At 55.0% G+C, this 15206-nt stretch carries 13 protein-coding genes and 1 tRNA gene; 11 read left to right on the top strand and 3 right to left on the bottom strand.

Annotated features, from left to right (window positions below; genetic code table 11):
• The first annotated feature begins 41 nt into the window (after positions 1 to 41).
• Positions 42 to 1931, top strand: a complete 1890-nt coding sequence (mrdA, locus tag OXR04_RS11435; RefSeq protein ID WP_046102538.1) for a penicillin-binding protein 2 — start codon at positions 42 to 44, stop codon at positions 1929 to 1931.
• 26 nt (positions 1932 to 1957) lie between these two features.
• On the opposite strand, the gene OXR04_RS11430 is transcribed toward mrdA, so the two are convergent.
• Complete coding sequence (locus OXR04_RS11430; RefSeq protein ID WP_140924959.1) at positions 1958 to 3277, bottom strand: PAS domain-containing methyl-accepting chemotaxis protein; 1320 nt, start codon at positions 3275 to 3277, stop codon at positions 1958 to 1960.
• A gap of 223 nt (positions 3278 to 3500) precedes the next feature.
• Here OXR04_RS11430 and OXR04_RS11425 point away from each other — a divergent pair.
• From OXR04_RS11425 to OXR04_RS11405, 5 genes are all read left to right on the top strand, one after another.
• A tRNA-Phe gene (locus OXR04_RS11425) sits at positions 3501 to 3576 on the top strand.
• A 287-nt stretch (positions 3577 to 3863) separates the two neighbouring features.
• On the top strand, positions 3864 to 4829 hold the full coding sequence (locus tag OXR04_RS11420) for a sensor domain-containing diguanylate cyclase (RefSeq protein ID WP_267369997.1): 966 nt from the start codon (positions 3864 to 3866) through the stop codon (positions 4827 to 4829).
• A gap of 743 nt (positions 4830 to 5572) precedes the next feature.
• Positions 5573 to 5737 carry a general stress protein gene (locus tag OXR04_RS11415; RefSeq protein ID WP_004571242.1) on the top strand — a complete coding sequence of 55 codons (165 nt, stop codon included), beginning with the start codon at positions 5573 to 5575 and terminating at the stop codon, positions 5735 to 5737.
• A gap of 503 nt (positions 5738 to 6240) precedes the next feature.
• On the top strand, positions 6241 to 6723 hold the full coding sequence (locus OXR04_RS11410; protein ID WP_009087186.1) for a DUF892 family protein: 483 nt from the start codon (positions 6241 to 6243) through the stop codon (positions 6721 to 6723).
• A 10-nt stretch (positions 6724 to 6733) separates the two neighbouring features.
• Positions 6734 to 7240, top strand: coding sequence for a DUF892 family protein (locus OXR04_RS11405; protein WP_009087185.1), 507 nt, complete (start codon positions 6734 to 6736; stop codon positions 7238 to 7240).
• 67 nt (positions 7241 to 7307) lie between these two features.
• On the opposite strand, the gene treF is transcribed toward OXR04_RS11405, so the two are convergent.
• Both treF and OXR04_RS11395 read right to left on the bottom strand, forming a co-directional pair.
• Positions 7308 to 8987 carry an alpha,alpha-trehalase TreF gene (treF, locus tag OXR04_RS11400; RefSeq protein WP_009087184.1) on the bottom strand — a complete coding sequence of 560 codons (1680 nt, stop codon included), beginning with the start codon at positions 8985 to 8987 and terminating at the stop codon, positions 7308 to 7310.
• Between the two features lie 330 nt (positions 8988 to 9317).
• Positions 9318 to 10175, bottom strand: a complete 858-nt coding sequence (locus OXR04_RS11395) for an SDR family oxidoreductase (protein ID WP_154929142.1) — start codon at positions 10173 to 10175, stop codon at positions 9318 to 9320.
• 98 nt (positions 10176 to 10273) lie between these two features.
• On the opposite strand from OXR04_RS11395, the gene OXR04_RS11390 reads away from it, so the two are divergent.
• The 5 genes from OXR04_RS11390 to OXR04_RS11370 all read left to right on the top strand — a co-directional run bounded on the left by OXR04_RS11390 (position 10274) and on the right by OXR04_RS11370 (position 15150).
• Complete coding sequence (locus tag OXR04_RS11390; protein WP_009087181.1) at positions 10274 to 10654, top strand: helix-turn-helix domain-containing protein; 381 nt, start codon at positions 10274 to 10276, stop codon at positions 10652 to 10654.
• 786 nt (positions 10655 to 11440) lie between these two features.
• Positions 11441 to 12853 carry a cytochrome ubiquinol oxidase subunit I gene (locus tag OXR04_RS11385; protein WP_009087179.1) on the top strand — a complete coding sequence of 471 codons (1413 nt, stop codon included), beginning with the start codon at positions 11441 to 11443 and terminating at the stop codon, positions 12851 to 12853.
• Between the two features lies 1 nt (position 12854).
• A complete protein-coding gene (gene cydB, locus OXR04_RS11380) occupies positions 12855 to 13859 on the top strand; it encodes a cytochrome d ubiquinol oxidase subunit II (protein ID WP_009087177.1) in 1005 nt (334 codons plus the stop codon).
• A gap of 1 nt (position 13860) precedes the next feature.
• Positions 13861 to 14043, top strand: coding sequence for a DUF2474 domain-containing protein (locus OXR04_RS11375; protein WP_267370003.1), 183 nt, complete (start codon positions 13861 to 13863; stop codon positions 14041 to 14043).
• A gap of 237 nt (positions 14044 to 14280) precedes the next feature.
• Entirely contained in the window at positions 14281 to 15150 is an 870-nt protein-coding gene (locus OXR04_RS11370; protein ID WP_058958113.1) for a helix-turn-helix domain-containing protein, read from the top strand.
• Positions 15151 to 15206 lie beyond the last annotated feature (56 nt).

The raw sequence follows: 15206 nt of genomic DNA, 5'->3' as shown, positions 1-15206 counted from the left end.
GCAACAACAGATAATAATTAATCGCCTGATAATGCCCCCTGATGAATTTTCGTAACTTCGAAGCTGAAGAGAAGCTCTTTGCCCGCCGTGCTGCAGTTGCCTTTGCTCTGGTCTGTCTCTGTTTCACTATTCTTGGCGTAAACCTTTTCCGTCTGCAGGTGCGCGATCACGGCTATTACCAGACGCGCTCCAATCAGAACGACATCAAGATGATCCCCATCGCGCCGACGCGCGGGCTGATCTATGACCGCAACGGCATTCCGCTGGTGCGTAACGTCAGCTGGTACGCCATCACGCTGACGCCGTATAAAATCAGCGATATGGAAGCGACGCTGCGCGAGCTGACGCCGCTCGTGGATCTGACGCCCGATGAGATCGACACCTTCCGCCATGCGCTGAAGCAGACCAGCCGCTACAAGCCGGTGGTGCTGAAAGAGGAGCTGACCGAAGAGGAGGTCGCCCGCTTTGCGGTGAATCAGTTTCGCTTCACTGGTGCCAGTCTTGAGACCTATCAGGATCGGGAATATCCCTACGGGGCCGATCTGGCACATGTGGTCGGTTATGTTTCGAAAATCAACGACAGCGACTACAAGCGCCTGAATGAAGAGGGGATCGCCGAAAACTATGCGGCGGACCACAATATCGGCAAGCAGGGCATTGAGGGCTATTACGAAGCGCTGCTGCACGGCAAGCCGGGCTATCAGGAAGTGGAAGTGGATAACCACGGCCGCATTGTCCGGGTACTGAAAGAGGTGCCGCCGGTGGCAGGGAAGAACCTGACGCTGACGCTGGATCTCCATCTGCAGCAGTATGTGGAAAGCCGCCTGGCGGGGCAGCGTGCGGCGCTGCTGATTGAAGATCCGCACGACGGTTCGGTGCTGGCGATGGTCTCCAGCCCCAGCTATGACCCTAATCCGTTTGTCAAAGGCATCAGCTATCAGGCCTACAAAAAGCTGCTGCAGGATAAAAACCTGCCGCTGATTAACCGCGTCACGCAGGGACTCTATCCGCCCGCCTCGACGGTGAAACCTTACATGGCGATGTCGGCACTGCTGACCCATGTGATTACGCCGCAGACGCAGTTCTTTGGCGCGCCGACCTGGACGCTGCCGGGCACCGACCGGCGCTATCGCGACTGGAAAAAGACGGGCCACGGTATGCTGGATGTGACCCGCGCCATTGAAGAGTCTGCCGACACCTTTTTCTATCAGGTGGCGTTTATGATGGGCATCGATCGCATTCACACCATGCTCAGCCAGTTCGGCTATGGCAAATCGACCGGTATCGATCTGAATGAGGAGTATAACGGCCTGCTGCCGAGCCGCGAGTGGAAACAGAAGGTGCATAAAAAGCCGTGGTATCAGGGCGATACGGTCTCCGTCGGCATTGGCCAGGGCTACTGGATCGCGACGCCGATTCAGATGGTGAAAGCGATGGTGGCGCTGATCAACAACGGCAGGGTGATTGCGCCGCATCTGCTGGAGAAAACCCAGCGCGGCACCCTGGTAGAGAACTACCATCCACCGCTGCGCGAAACGCAGATTGGCGATCCCCATTCTCCCTACTGGGCGCTGGTGCGCCGTGCGATGTTTGGCATGGCGAACTCACCTAACGGCACCGGCTATAAATATTTCCACACGGCGCCTTATGGCATCGCCGCGAAAAGCGGCACCTCGCAGGTTTTCAGCCTGCGCCAGAACCAGACCTATAACGCGAAGATGATCCCGGTCCGGTTGCGTGACCATATCTTCTACACCGCCTTTGCCCCCTTTAACGACCCGAAGGTCGCGGTGGCCCTGATTCTGGAGAATGGCGGCGGGGAAGGGGTGACGGCTGCGCCGGTGATGCGGGATATTCTGGACCATATCTTTATCCCGCCCGCGCCAGAGGCGACGGCGTCCGCCACCCAGACCGCGCAGACCGCGCAGTAAAAGGGGGCCACAGCCCCCGCAGCCACTCAGGCCTTAAGCGTTCTGGCGACCTGGCCGATGGCACGCACCACATCGGTTGCGCCTTCGCGGATTTCAGCGATGACGCCGCCCGCCTCCTGAGCCAGCTGCACGCCCTGATCCGCGCGCTTCAGGTTCGATTCGATCCCCTTCAGCGCGCGGCTCGCCAGCACGTGGTTTTGCTGTATCCGGTTTTCGATGTCGGTAGTCGCGCGGTTGATGTTCGCCGCCAGCGTGCGCACTTCGTTTGCTACGACCGCAAAGCTGCGGCCATGGCTGCCCGCTCTTGCGGCCTCAATGGCGGCATTCAGTGCCAGCAGGTTGGTCTGATCGGCAATGCGCCGGATCCCTTCGACAATCGCGCCGATACGATCTGATGACTCGCTCAGGCCGGTAATATCGCCGGAGATGCCCTGCAGTTCCCCTGCCAGCGCATTCATGGTCTGAACGCTGCTGGCAATCACATCGGCACCCAGCCGTGTACTCTCATCCGTCTGCAGCGCGGTGTGATAAGCCTGCTGCGCCGCGTCATGCTCCTGCTGATTCTTTTCTACCTGAGCGGTGACATCCGTCGCGAATTTGACGATTTTGTAGAGCCGGCCCTGTTCGTCAAACACCGGGTTGTAGGTTGCGCGCAGCCAGATAGTCTCACCGGCTTTGTTGACGCGGGGAAACTGACCGGAGACAAATTCACCCCGGTTGAGCTGCTGCCAGAATTCGCTGTATTCCCGGCTGTCGCGCAGCGCCTGCGAGCAGAAGTGGCTGTGATGGATACCTTCGATCTCCTCCCGCCGGTAGCCCATAGTTTTCAGAAAGTTATCATTGGCTTTGAGCACCTCGCCCTTGAGGTTAAAGGCGATCACTGCCATAGAGCGCTCAATGGCGGTCGTGATGGCGCGCTGCTCCTGGGCGTCGTTGATATGGCCGGTAATGTCGGTGGCCAGCTTAACGATTTTGATCACCCGGCCATGTCGGTTCTGCACCGGGACATAGTTGGCTTCGAGCCACACAGGGCGGCTGTTTTTGGCTACGCGCAGAAACTTGTCGCTGAAGCTCTCTCCCCGGTTCAGTCGCAGCCAGAAATCCTGATAATCTTTCGACTGTAACTGCTCTGCGGTGCAGAACAGGCTGTGGTGCTGGCCTTCTATCTCTGCCAGCGTGTAGCCCATCCGCGCCAGAAACAGCGAGTTGGCGCTGAGAATGGTGCCGTCAGGCGAAAATTCGATCATGGCGATAGATCCGTTAAGCGAGCTCAGCGTGGCTGCTGAGTGTGCGCGTTTCTGCCAGCTGTGACGTGCAGCGATTCCTGATGTAATGGTGGAAAACATAGCGATCCTTATTATTAGTGTGGGATTCGCCTTATTTATCGGCATCCGTGCGGCACAATGGAGTCTTTACCGCTCCGCTGATGAAAATTTATCCTGACGTCCGTCACGTTTTTGGTCTCAGAACAGCCACAGCGGGCGGGTTGATGGAAAAGCGGGCAGTCGATCTGATTTTGGCGAAAAGCGTTTGACGCTGCCGGGCCGCTTTGGTTTAATGCGCCCCGTTGCCCGAATAGCTCAGTCGGTAGAGCAGGGGATTGAAAATCCCCGTGTCCCTGGTTCGATTCCGGGTTCGGGCACCATATTTAAAGAACCCGCCTCTGGCGGGTTTTTGCTTTTTAGCGCCACATCCCACCTCATAACCCTCCACTGATTTGCCCGCGTTCCCTCACTCATCCGGTCACCCGCCAGAAAGATTTCACGGCGAAATCAATTTACCGTCTCGCCTCTGTGCTGTGTTGCCAGACTGCCACCGCCTGATATGCTGCTCAGCCTGCAATTGGCCGCGACTAATCGTGTTTTATACGCCTCTCTTTACAGAATCACTCTGACAGGCACAATACCCCTTTCTCAATCCTGTCTTACGGTCATGTCAGAAGAAGCGCTGCGTCTGCAGATACAGAACCTGAAAAAGCATAATGCGCGGCTGAAGCGTATAGCGCATGACGCCCGGACAAAACTCAATGCGGCGCTGGATGGCACCGGGCTGTTTCTGTGGCAACTGGACATTCCCAGCGGCAAGCTGGTGATCTTCAACCGGCGCTGGGGGGCCATGCTGGGCTTCCAGCCGAAAGAGACTGACGCCACGTTTGAATCCTGGAAAGAGAGCCTGCATCCCGATGATGCCGCCGAGGTTTTACGCGCGTTTTACGACCACATTACCGGGAAAGCGCCCTACTACGAGGCCCTGCATCGCATGATCGCCAAAAATGGCAGTATCGCCTGGGTACTGGATCGTGGCCGGGTCAGCGAGTGGAATGAAGCGGGGCAGCCGGTCAAAGTAATCGGCACGCATATCGACATGACCAAAGAGAAGCAATATGAAGAGCAGCTCGCGCTGCTGGCGCTGCACGATCCCCTGACATTACTCAACAATCGTCATGCACTGCAAAGCGCCTTCTGCGACCTCAAAGCGCAGGGGCCGCTCTGTGTCGTCTTTATCGACCTGGATAACTTCAAGCACGTCAATGATACGCTGGGTCACCGCAGCGGTGACGAAGTACTCATTGAGCTGAGTCAGCGGCTGACGCAAAGCGTCCCGGAAGCGGTCATCACGGGCCGGCTCGGTGGGGATGAGTTTGTCCTGTTGCTGCCCTTTGCCATCATTCATCCGCAGGTCAGAGCGCTGGCCCATGCCTGCCTGGATGCCGTTCTGACTCCGTTTGAGATGGCAAACGGGCATGCCATGATCGGGGCTTCTGTGGGCGTATCCCAGGTGCAGGCCAGCGATGACTTCGACACCGCGCTGGCGCGCGCGGATGAAGCGATGTACCGCATCAAGAAAAACGGCAAACGCGGTGTGGCTTTTGATCCTGACATTACCCGATTACTGTGACCTGATATACCCGGCTGTGCGCGCTCTCCATCAGGCGTAACGGCACACCCCACCTGATCTTCTCTTTTCACACTTCATCACACTCCTGCCTGTGTCGCAGAGCGGCAGGGTTGATGCCAGCCTCCGCATAAAACACTTTTTAGTACTATTCCGAAAGCCTCACCTTCACTGTCCACATGCTTAAATTATACCGCTTCGCTTAGTCATTAATTTCAGGGCCGGAAATGGCCTATGATTTTAATTAAAATTCTCGTTAAACCATGATAATTGATCATTTATTGATCAAATTCACCATTTTAAACCTGATGCTCATAATGCCGTGCGCTTCGCTTAATTCTGATCCTGAAAAGACGCGGCCTGGATTTATTTCGCGCTTCGCTTAGGGAAATTGATCGTTTGTTGATCATCTTCACCACCTGATATTGAAGAAGTTATGTTGCAGCCGCTTCGCTTACGATTTTTTCAATTGGACATTTTTCGAAAAAGATCGATTAATAGGGCGCGGCGAATTTGGTTATAAAGTTTTGACACGCCGTTGCGCTTTTTTGAATAGGAAAAGGCGATAGTTGAAATGCGTTATCAATCCGGATGAGGGCAGAGCCACCAATAAACCAGAGCGATGACGGATTTTTATTTGGCTCGCTTGATCGGTCCGATTTTCTGTCTACATTTAGATTGCTGAATCGGCCTGATGAAGCATTAACTGTGCAAATTCTGATTTTTAATTCAAAGAGGAACACAGAATGACTCAATATCGTGGTGGGGCCGGAAACTTTGCGGCTGACAAAGAGCGTGCGGCTGAAGCCGGGCGCAAAGGCGGCCAGAAAAGCGGCGGGAACTTTAAGAATGACCCCGAGCGGGCTATTGAGGCAGGGCGCAAAGGAGGTAAGGTCAGTCGCCGCAGCTAAACCCTTAAGCGCTGTCATCACAGCAGGTTAACAGGTTAAGCGGGCCACAGAGATTCTCTTTAATTTTCCTTAAAGATAATTACCCCCTGAATTATGTCGCTGCTTAATGACTGGCAGCAACAGATATCCTTAATTAAACCGGATGGGTTTACCTGTCCGGTTTTTTTATTTCCGTTTCGTTAAAGCTATACGGTTTAATAAAAGTTTGTACAGATGAAGTTTTGCCTGGTGCATTTTTTATGCGCCGGATTCCGGAAATGTATACAGTGATTTATAACCTTGTACAAATTCCGATGTCGCGAGCGAAGCCGTAACGTGGAAAATGCTTTTCAGCTAACATGCTGCTGCAAAAAGGAAAATGCATTTTACATGCCACTTTTGTCTCAAATTCATACTACCGAAGCGTGCGATATTAAGAATCTCCACTAGACTTTCCATGTGTCAACGATATGACTGGCGTTGCGTTATTACCGACGCAGCTTTTTAATCAATGAGGCTATCTTATGACAGTGAAAACGTTAAACGATCTGTTCATCCATGACTTATCCGATGTATACAGCGCTGAGAAACAGATAACCCGTGCATTGCCTAAAATGGCGCGTGCTGCCAGTGACGAAACGCTTGTTGCTGCGTTTAATCAACACCTGGAAGAGACCCGGGTGCAGATTGAACGCCTCGACGAACTGGTAGAGGTAACACCTGAAGTTAAAATTAAACGTATGAAATGCCATGCGCTTGAAGGTCTGGTTGAGGAAGCGCAGGAGATCATCGACTCGGTCGAGAAGGGAGAAGTCCGCGATCAGGGGCTGATCGGGGCAGCGCAGAAAGTTGAGCACTATGAGATTGCGACTTACGGCACCCTGCATGCGCTGGCGTTAAAGCTGGGCTACACCAAAGCCGCCGAGCTGCTGGAAGCGACACTGAATGAAGAAAAACAAACGGATGAAAAGCTGACCTCGGTCGCTGAGTCGATTACCGTCTCTTAAGGAGTGACACATGACTGCAATTGAGCATTATCATGACTGGCTGCGCGATGCGCATGCCATGGAAAAACAAGCGGAAAGCATGCTGAGCAAAATGTCGGGCCGTCTTGAACATTATCCGGCGCTGGAACAGCGCCTGGCCCAGCATCTGGACGAGACAAAACATCAGCTGACATTGCTGGAACAGCTGCTCGACAGCCACGGTATCGATCATTCCGTGATGAAAGATGCGATGGGCAAAATGGCCGCCACCGGCCAGGCCGTGGGCGGCATGTTCAACTCTGATGAAGTGGTGAAAGGCGCCATCAGCGGCTATGTGTTTGAGAATGCCGAGATCGCCAGCTACACCAGCCTGATTGCGGCGGCAGAACAGGTAGGGGATACCCAGGGTGTACGGATCCTTAGCGAAATCCGTGACCAGGAAGTGGCAATGGCGGAGTGGCTGTTGCAGCATCTGCCTGAAGTGACGCAGCAGTTCCTGCAGCGGGCGTCACAGCCAGGCACGGAAGCGAAGAAATAGCGCAGAAACAGTCTGCATAAAAAAGCCGGGATGCCCCGGCTTTTTTGCGTCAATGCTGTTCTGTGTGTCAGTCTGCCATCAGATGACCATACATCGTCATCAACTTGCGGGTTACCCCGTTGGTCCAGCCAAAGCCATCCTGTAGCGGATATTCACCGCCGCCACCCGGACGGGCGCGATCGCCGCTGATGTCATATTTCTCAACCAGCTTATGGTGCAGCTGATAAAAGTTGTTGACCGTGTTGAGCCAGTTAACCGCCACTTCACTCGCCAGCGTCTCTTCGCCATAGTTATTCAGGCCAACCACGGCCATCCACTGCATCGGCGCCCAGCCGTTTGGACGGTCCCACTGCTCGCCGCTTTCAACCATAGAGGTCAGCAGACCGCCGTTGCTCAGCAGCAGATGGCGCAGCGAGATCGCCTGCAGATGTGCCTGATGCGGTGTAGCCAGCCCGACAAACAGTGGCACGACTGACGCCACCGTAAAGGCCCCGAAACGCTCACGCCGCCAGTCATAGTCGCGGAAAACGCCTGCGGTGCTGTCCCACAGGTAGCGGGTGATGGCGCGTTTACGCGCTTCCGCTTTTTTCTGCCACGCCAGCGCCGTCAGCTCTTCGCCTTTGGCATGCGAAAGCGTGGCGATCATCAGTTCCAGCTTGTAGAGAAACGCGTTGAGATCGATCGGGATGAACTGCGTCGTCCGGATGCTCGACAGCCGTTTCGGGTTACGCAGCCAGCGCGAGGAGTAATCCCAGCCCGATTCCGCCCCGGCGCGCAGGTCGCGATAGACCTCGCTGGCCGGACGTTTAGATTCACGCGCGGTTTCCACGTCTTCGCTCCAGGATTCGTCACGCGGCGTATCGCGGTCATCCCAGTAGCGGTTGAGCAGTGAGCCGTTTGGCATGCGCACCACATGACGATAGGCCTGGTTCGGCATCAGTGAACCGGCGCCGTCCATCCAGAACTGATACTCCTTCATCAGCTGTTCCTGATAGCGTTTGGCACCGCGCACGCCATCTTCTTCAAACAGCTCGACCATCAGGGCAAATACCGGCGGCTGAGAGCGGCTCAGGTAATAGGTGCGGTTGCCGTTAGGCACATGACCGTAGTTATCGATCAGCCACGCAAAGTTGTCCGCCATATGACGCAGCAGGTCATCGCGGCCCGATTCTGCCAGACCGAGCATCGTAAAGTAGGAGTCCCAGTAGTAGGTTTCACCAAAGCGTCCGCCGGGGACCACATAGGGTTTAGGCAGCGGCAGCAGTGATGAGTGCGGCATATGCTGCTGCGGCATTTTAGTCAGAACCGGCCACAGGTCATCGATATGCTCGTTGAGCGTTTTATCCGGGTTGGAGACATAGAAGCTTTCATTTACGCCAGGCAGATAAAAGTGATCGGCGACAAAACGCGACAGGTCGAAGTCACTGCTGCGTTTCTGCCGACGATAGCGCATCAGCACATCCAGCGGATCGTACTTTGGCGAACAGTCGGGGAAGGTTTTGCTGTCCTCGAAAATTCGCGACATCTGGACATGTTCAAACAGTTCCAGATAACGATCGGCAGGCGTCAGCGCATCCGGCGCCGGCAGGCCTTCGATCAGCTCCGGTTCCGGTTCAGAATCCTGCATGCGATCCAGTTTCAGTTCATGGGGATCGTATTGATACTCAACTTCCGCCCCGGCACGAACCTCTTCAAGTGCATTTTGTTGCTGGCGATAAGTATTAATAGCGGCCTCCTGAGCGGTCATGGTTGCACAAAGGACAAATTATAGACCTCTCAATCTGCGGAACAACAATGCAGATTGCCTATGAACGTAATAAAAATTGTCTATTAATTGAGGTTTTTGAATAAATTCCAGACAATTCAACCAAATATGCTGCTGTTCACAAAAAACGCATTTCAGATGAATCTCTTAGGTAACTAAAGAAAAAAATTTAAGCTGAAGAAAACAGGTGTCTGTTTACATTTTGTAAAGAAACCAGAGGCTCTGGCAGGGTGCAAAAAGTGGCATACCCAACGGAAGGAGGACGGAAACGGGCAGGGAGCGGACCGGGCTGTCCGCTCCCTGCCATCAACATCACTGTTTCGCCAGCGTCGCGGCAATCACCGCCTGCCAGGTGGTCGTCGGGCGACCGATTAGCTGACTCAGCTGGCGGGAATCATCAAACAGGCCGCCTTTCTCTGCGCCGGCGTCGGAATCCGCCAGCATCTCCGCCAGGCCGTCTGGCAGACCGGCGTTTTTCAGCGCTGCGGCGAAGTCACTCTGTGAGAGATTAACGTAATCGACCTTCTCGCCGCTCTGGGCGGCAATCTCCGCAGCGAACTGCGCCAGGGTGTAGCTCTCATCACCGGCCAGTTCGTATACCTTACCGGCCTGATCGTCACGGCTCATGACTTCTGCCGCCGCTTCCGCATAATCCTGACGGGCTGCCGAGGCGATACGGCCTTCGCCTGCCGCACCGATAAAAGCGTGGTGCGCCAGCGACGGAGGAATGCTGGCTGCATAGTTCTCGCTGTACCAGCCGTTGCGCAGCAGCGCAAAGGGGATGCCAGAGGCCTGCAGCAGCGCCTCGGTCGCGCGGTGCTCAATCGCTAACCCCAGCGGTGAGCTGTCGGCATGTAACAGACTGGTGTAAGCGATAAAACCCACACCCGCCGCCTGCGCCGCCTCAATAACGGCTTTGTGCTGCGCTTCACGCTGGCCCACTTCACTGCCGGAGATCAGCAGCAGCTTATCCACGCCCGAAAACGCGGCCCTGAGGGTCTCTGGCTTACTGTAGTCAGCCTCACGGACAGTGACACCCTGCGCCGCAAGATCCGCCGCTCTGGCGGGCGTACGCACCGCAGCGATGATCTCTTCGGCCGGGACTTTTTTCAGTAAGGCATCGATCACGAACCGGCCCAACTGGCCGGTAGCTCCTGTTACGGCAATCATGTTTTCTCTCCTGTGACGGTTGGTAAAAATCAGACTACGGGATAAACTAATTTTTAGTAAGTACTTACAGAATTGTTAGTTTGAACGGAGCGAAGTAAATGTCTGAAAAACTGAGTGAAAGATTTAGCCGGGGTGAGCTGCTTAACGTCAACTGCCCGTCCCGTGACGTGCTGAAGCGCGTGACCAGCCGCTGGAGTGTGCTGATCCTGTTAGCGCTGCAGGGCCAGACGCTGCGCTTCAGTGCGCTGCGCCGGACGGTGGGGGGCGTCAGTGAGCGGATGCTGGCGCAGAACCTGCGCTATCTGGAAGAGGATGGCTTCGTGCAGCGTATCGCCTATGACGTGGTGCCGCCGCATGTGGAATATTGCCTGACTCCGCTGGGTCGCGAAGTCGGTGAGCAGGTTGTCGGGCTGGCTGACTGGCTGGAGCTGAACGTGAGCCGGATTCTGGCGCAGCGCGAAAAATCCGCCGCAGAGTAGTTCCCCTCTGTTTTCCGGCCTCCGTCTCCACGCGACGACTCACTCTTCAGGCGTTCGCGCAGTTCTCCGGCTGCATCCGCTGTGACAGATTCTCTTCTGTGACAAAACGGCAGAGCGCAACGGCGGCACAAATAACCCCAGCGGCCCAATGCCGCTTATTAAACCGTTTTTTCTCGCGCGGGTCCGGAATAATCGTCGGCCTGCGTGTGACGTTTAATTCAGCTCTGCTTTTTGACTCATTTTATTAACATTTACAGCTGCGCTTAAATCGCTTTCCTGCCGGTTTTTCTATGCGGTTTTAATGGCGGTATTAGCAGGGTTATGCGAAAAAGCAAACAAAGCGGCAGAGATAAAAGCTTGCGGTTTTAACCTGTTAAAAAACCAAGCGATTTAATTTTCCCTCTCTCATTTTTGACCTTTCCCTGACTGAGGTTTTTAACAAAATAGTGTCTGAAAACAGGCTGTTGAAGACCTTTTTCATGCAGGCCTGACTCAGGCCAGTCTCTCTTTTTGAGGGGGGTGTTACCGTAACATTAGCGACACATAAGTGCGCTTAAATTAACCTTTAAGCCTTATTTTTAAATAAGTAATTCCTGCTAAAAACAATGATCAGAATCAACAAATACTGTTATAGTTTTCATTCATCCCACTGTTTCTGTTTCCGCGTCGCAAATAGTTTTAAATTTGCGGCGGGAATTTCAATAAGCGCAGAGAAACCCGCGCATCAGGCTTAAGTTGTTAATTATAAGTAAATACATGGTGTTCTATGTGGCAAAGAGGTAAGCAATGTTCGGATTAGATGCCTTTCATCTGGCCAGGATTCAGTTCGCATTTACTGTGTCCTTCCATATTATCTTTCCCGCCATCACCATCGGTCTCGCCAGTTTCCTGGCCGTACTCGAAGGTATGTGGCTCAAAACCCGCGATCAGTCTTATCGCGATCTCTACCATTTCTGGTCCAAAATCTTTGCCGTTAACTTCGGTATGGGTGTGGTCTCAGGGCTGGTTATGGCGTATCAGTTCGGGACTAACTGGAGTGGCTTCTCGGCTTTTGCCGGGAGTATCACCGGCCCGCTGCTGACCTATGAGGTGCTGACGGCGTTCTTCCTGGAAGCGGGTTTCCTGGGCGTGATGCTGTTTGGCTGGAATCGCGTGGGGCCGGGTCTGCACTTCTTTGCCACCTGTATGGTTGCCCTCGGAACACTGATTTCAACCTTCTGGATCCTCGCCTCTAACAGCTGGATGCATACGCCACAGGGCTACATCATTCAGAATGGCATCGTGGTTCCGCAGGACTGGTTCAAAATCGTCTTTAACCCATCTTTCCCTTACCGACTGTTCCATATGTCGGTGGCGGCATTCCTCGCGAGCGCGTTTTTCGTGGGATCGTCGGCGGCCTGGCATCTGCTGAAGGGCAACAATAATCCGGCTATCCGCCGTATGTTCTCGATGGCGCTGTGGATGGCACTGATTGTCGCGCCCATTCAGGCGATGATCGGTGATGCGCACGGCCTGAACACGCTGGAACACCAGCCTGCCAAAATTGCAGCGATTGAAGGGCACTGGGAAAACCCGCCGGGTGAAGCCACACCGCTGATCCTGTTCGGTATTCCCGATATGGAGCAGGAGCGGACGAAGTATGCGCTGGAGGTGCCGTACCTCGGCAGTCTGATCCTGACGCACAGCCTGGACAAGCAGGTTCCGGCGCTGAAGTCGTTCCCGAAAGAGGACCGTCCCAACTCAACCGTCATTTTCTGGTCCTTCCGCGTAATGGTGGCGCTGGGCCTGCTGATGATTACGCTGGGCGTGGTCAGCCTCTGGCTGCGTTTCAAAGGACGTCTCTATGAGTCGCGTCCTTTCCTGTGGTTTGCGCTGCTGATGGGGCCATCGGGTCTGATTGCGATCCTGGCTGGCTGGTTCACCACCGAAATTGGTCGTCAGCCGTGGGTGGTTTATGGCGTGCAGCGCACCATCGATGCGGTGTCGGCGCATGGTGACATTCACATGAGCATCAGTCTGCTGGCCTTTATTCTGGTCTACAGCTCGGTGTTCGGGGTGGGCTACCACTACATGATGCGTCTGATTAAGCAGGGACCGGTTACTGGCGAAGGTCATATCACCGAAGAGGGTGGACCTGGTCAGAAGAAAACGCCGGCGCGTCCGCTTTCGGCTGCCACCTTTAAGGATGGAGACCACTAAGATGATCGATTTTTCTATTATCTGGTTTGTGATTATCGTCTTCGCAACCCTGATGTATATCGTGATGGATGGCTTTGACCTGGGTATCGGTCTGCTCTTCCCGTTCAATAAAGATGCCGGTGAGCGTGACATGATGGTGAATACCGTCGCGCCGGTCTGGGATGGTAATGAAACCTGGCTGGTGCTGGGCGGGGCAGGCCTCTACGGCGCGTTCCCGCTGGCCTACGCGGTGATTGCCGATGCGCTGACCATCCCGCTGACCGCCATGCTGATTGGTCTGATATTCCGCGGCGTCGCCTTTGAATTCCGCTTCAAGGCGGTCGAAGGTCATCGCGCCTTCTGGGACAAATCATTTATTGCCGGTTCGATCATCGCTACCTTCAGTCAGGGTGTGGCCGTGGGCGCGTTGCTGGATGGCATTCCGGTTGAGGGACGCCGTTTCGCCGGTTCCGCCATGGACTGGCTGGCACCGTTCCCGCTGTTCTGCGGCGTCGGTCTGGTGGTGGCCTACGCGCTGCTGGGCTGCACCTGGCTCATCATGAAGACCGAAAATGAGCTGCACCGCAAAATGTCCGCGCTGGCGACACCGCTGGTCATCGCCCTGTTAGTGGTTATCGGGATTGTCAGCCTGTGGACGCCGTTTGCCCATGGCGACATCGCGCATCGCTGGTTCAGTACGCCAAACCTCTTCCTGTTCCTGCCGGTTCCGGTGCTGGTGCTGCTCTGCTCGTGGGGCATTGTGCGCGCCATCAAACGTGAAGCGCACTATTCGCCGTTCCTGCTGACGCTGGCGCTGATCTTCCTGGGCTTCTCCGGGCTGGGCATCAGCATCTGGCCAAATATTATTCCACCGTCAGTGACCATCTGGGCCGCCGCGGCACCGCCACAGAGTCAGGCCTTTATGCTGGTGGGTAGCCTGCTGATCATCCCGATGATCCTGGGCTACACCTTCTGGAGCTACTACGTGTTCCGTGGAAAAATCAAAGCAGACGCAGGATATCATTGATATGAAAAGTCTCAGCAGCATGAAAAACCACAACGAAACGAAAGCTGGCAATGACGCGAAAGCGCCCTGGTGGAAGCGCGTCATGTGGCTGGTGTTTATCTATGCCGCCAGCGTACTGGCGCTGGGTGTTGTTGCCTCTCTGTTCCGGATGATGATGACGGCGGCGGGGATGCGCAGCCATTAATTGTCCCGGTAACGGCGGTGGGTGCTGCTAACGCGCAGGCTCAGTGCGGCGCAGATTTTTTTTAATCATCAGGAGGCTGGCGCGAGCCAGCCTTTTTTAGTTAGTAACCTAAGCAATTAATGCGAAATCGCCCTGCACGGGCGTGTTCGCCTTACCCTTTCCTTACACCGATTCGCGATTTTTGTTATTCTTTTGTAACGAAATTCTCAGTCTTAACCCGCGTCGTAAATCGCCATCATGCTCAGCCAGGCCATCAAAAAACAGCACATTCACGACTTAGTCGAATGGATAGAAGCCAATCTTACCGACGACCTCAATATCGATCAGATCACCCTGAAATCGGGCTACTCCAAATGGCACATGCAGCGCATGTTCAAGGAGATGACCGGACAGACGCTGGCGGCCTATACCCGCAAACGGCGTCTGACAATGGCCGCCATGGCGCTCCGGCTGACGCGCATGACGCTCATTGATATCGCCGTTCGCTTTGGCTTTGATAACCAGCAAAACTTCACCCGCGTATTCAAAGGGCACTTCTCGCTGACGCCCGGCGCATTTCGCCGTTTTCCTCATCTGCCGGTTAAAAACTTTCACGGCCGTATACTGGCGCGTTCGCTGGATGAGCGCGCGACGCTGGTGGAGCGCGAGGAAGCACTGCCTCTCTGCGGCGAGACGCTGGAGTGGGAGTGTCAGTTCGGTAATTACATCGCCGACCGCGAACACCGGGTAGCCGACCAGGCGCGGCAGCTGGTGGCGCTGGCGGGCAGTCATGTGAAGCAGGGGTGGTTAGGCTTTCAGTACGGACCCGGCCACAGCTCGGCTGACCAGCAGAATATCAGCCTGTTTCAGGCGCTGGAGCCGCAGCATGCGGCGCTGCTGGGCGAGCATACCGTCAGCTGGCGCGAAGAGCGGGGCCTCTATGCGCGTATCCGCTGGAGCGGCAGGCCGGAGCAGCTGACGCGTTTTATTGAAGATATCTACTATCAGCATCTGCCCGGACTGGGCGTGTCACGCCGTCAGGGCAAAGATCTGCTGAGTCTCGATTTTACGCAATGTCAGCCCGACTGGCTGAGCGGCGTTTTTTCCATTCCGGTCACCCGGGCGTAGTCAGTGGAGCAGGGCACACTGCCAGCGGCGTGCCGGATGCATCTTTCGTGCGGTGA

The sequence above is a fragment of the Pantoea sp. GM_Pan_3 genome (assembly GCF_026541045.1).
Lineage (GTDB): Bacteria > Pseudomonadota > Gammaproteobacteria > Enterobacterales > Enterobacteriaceae > Pantoea > Pantoea anthophila.
The sequence above is the reverse complement of the archived record's forward strand: the minus strand, read 5'-3'. Positions and strand labels throughout refer to the sequence as shown.

Bases quoted from the DNA above. Each gene is read 5' to 3' on its own strand.
- cydB (WP_009087177.1), top strand. From the start codon at position 12,855: ATGATCGATTTTTCTATTATCTGGTTTGTGATTATCGTCTTCGCAACC.
- OXR04_RS11430 (WP_140924959.1), bottom strand. From the start codon at position 3,277: ATGTTTTCCACCATTACATCAGGAATCGCTGCACGTCACAGCTGGCAG.
- OXR04_RS11370 (WP_058958113.1), top strand. From the start codon at position 14,281: ATGCTCAGCCAGGCCATCAAAAAACAGCACATTCACGACTTAGTCGAA.
- OXR04_RS11390 (WP_009087181.1), top strand. From the start codon at position 10,274: ATGTCTGAAAAACTGAGTGAAAGATTTAGCCGGGGTGAGCTGCTTAAC.
- OXR04_RS11410 (WP_009087186.1), top strand. From the start codon at position 6,241: ATGACAGTGAAAACGTTAAACGATCTGTTCATCCATGACTTATCCGAT.
- mrdA (WP_046102538.1), top strand. From the start codon at position 42: ATGAATTTTCGTAACTTCGAAGCTGAAGAGAAGCTCTTTGCCCGCCGT.
- OXR04_RS11415 (WP_004571242.1), top strand. From the start codon at position 5,573: ATGACTCAATATCGTGGTGGGGCCGGAAACTTTGCGGCTGACAAAGAG.
- OXR04_RS11420 (WP_267369997.1), top strand. From the start codon at position 3,864: ATGTCAGAAGAAGCGCTGCGTCTGCAGATACAGAACCTGAAAAAGCAT.
- OXR04_RS11395 (WP_154929142.1), bottom strand. From the start codon at position 10,175: ATGATTGCCGTAACAGGAGCTACCGGCCAGTTGGGCCGGTTCGTGATC.
- OXR04_RS11405 (WP_009087185.1), top strand. From the start codon at position 6,734: ATGACTGCAATTGAGCATTATCATGACTGGCTGCGCGATGCGCATGCC.
- treF (WP_009087184.1), bottom strand. From the start codon at position 8,987: ATGACCGCTCAGGAGGCCGCTATTAATACTTATCGCCAGCAACAAAAT.
- OXR04_RS11385 (WP_009087179.1), top strand. From the start codon at position 11,441: ATGTTCGGATTAGATGCCTTTCATCTGGCCAGGATTCAGTTCGCATTT.
- OXR04_RS11375 (WP_267370003.1), top strand. From the start codon at position 13,861: ATGAAAAGTCTCAGCAGCATGAAAAACCACAACGAAACGAAAGCTGGC.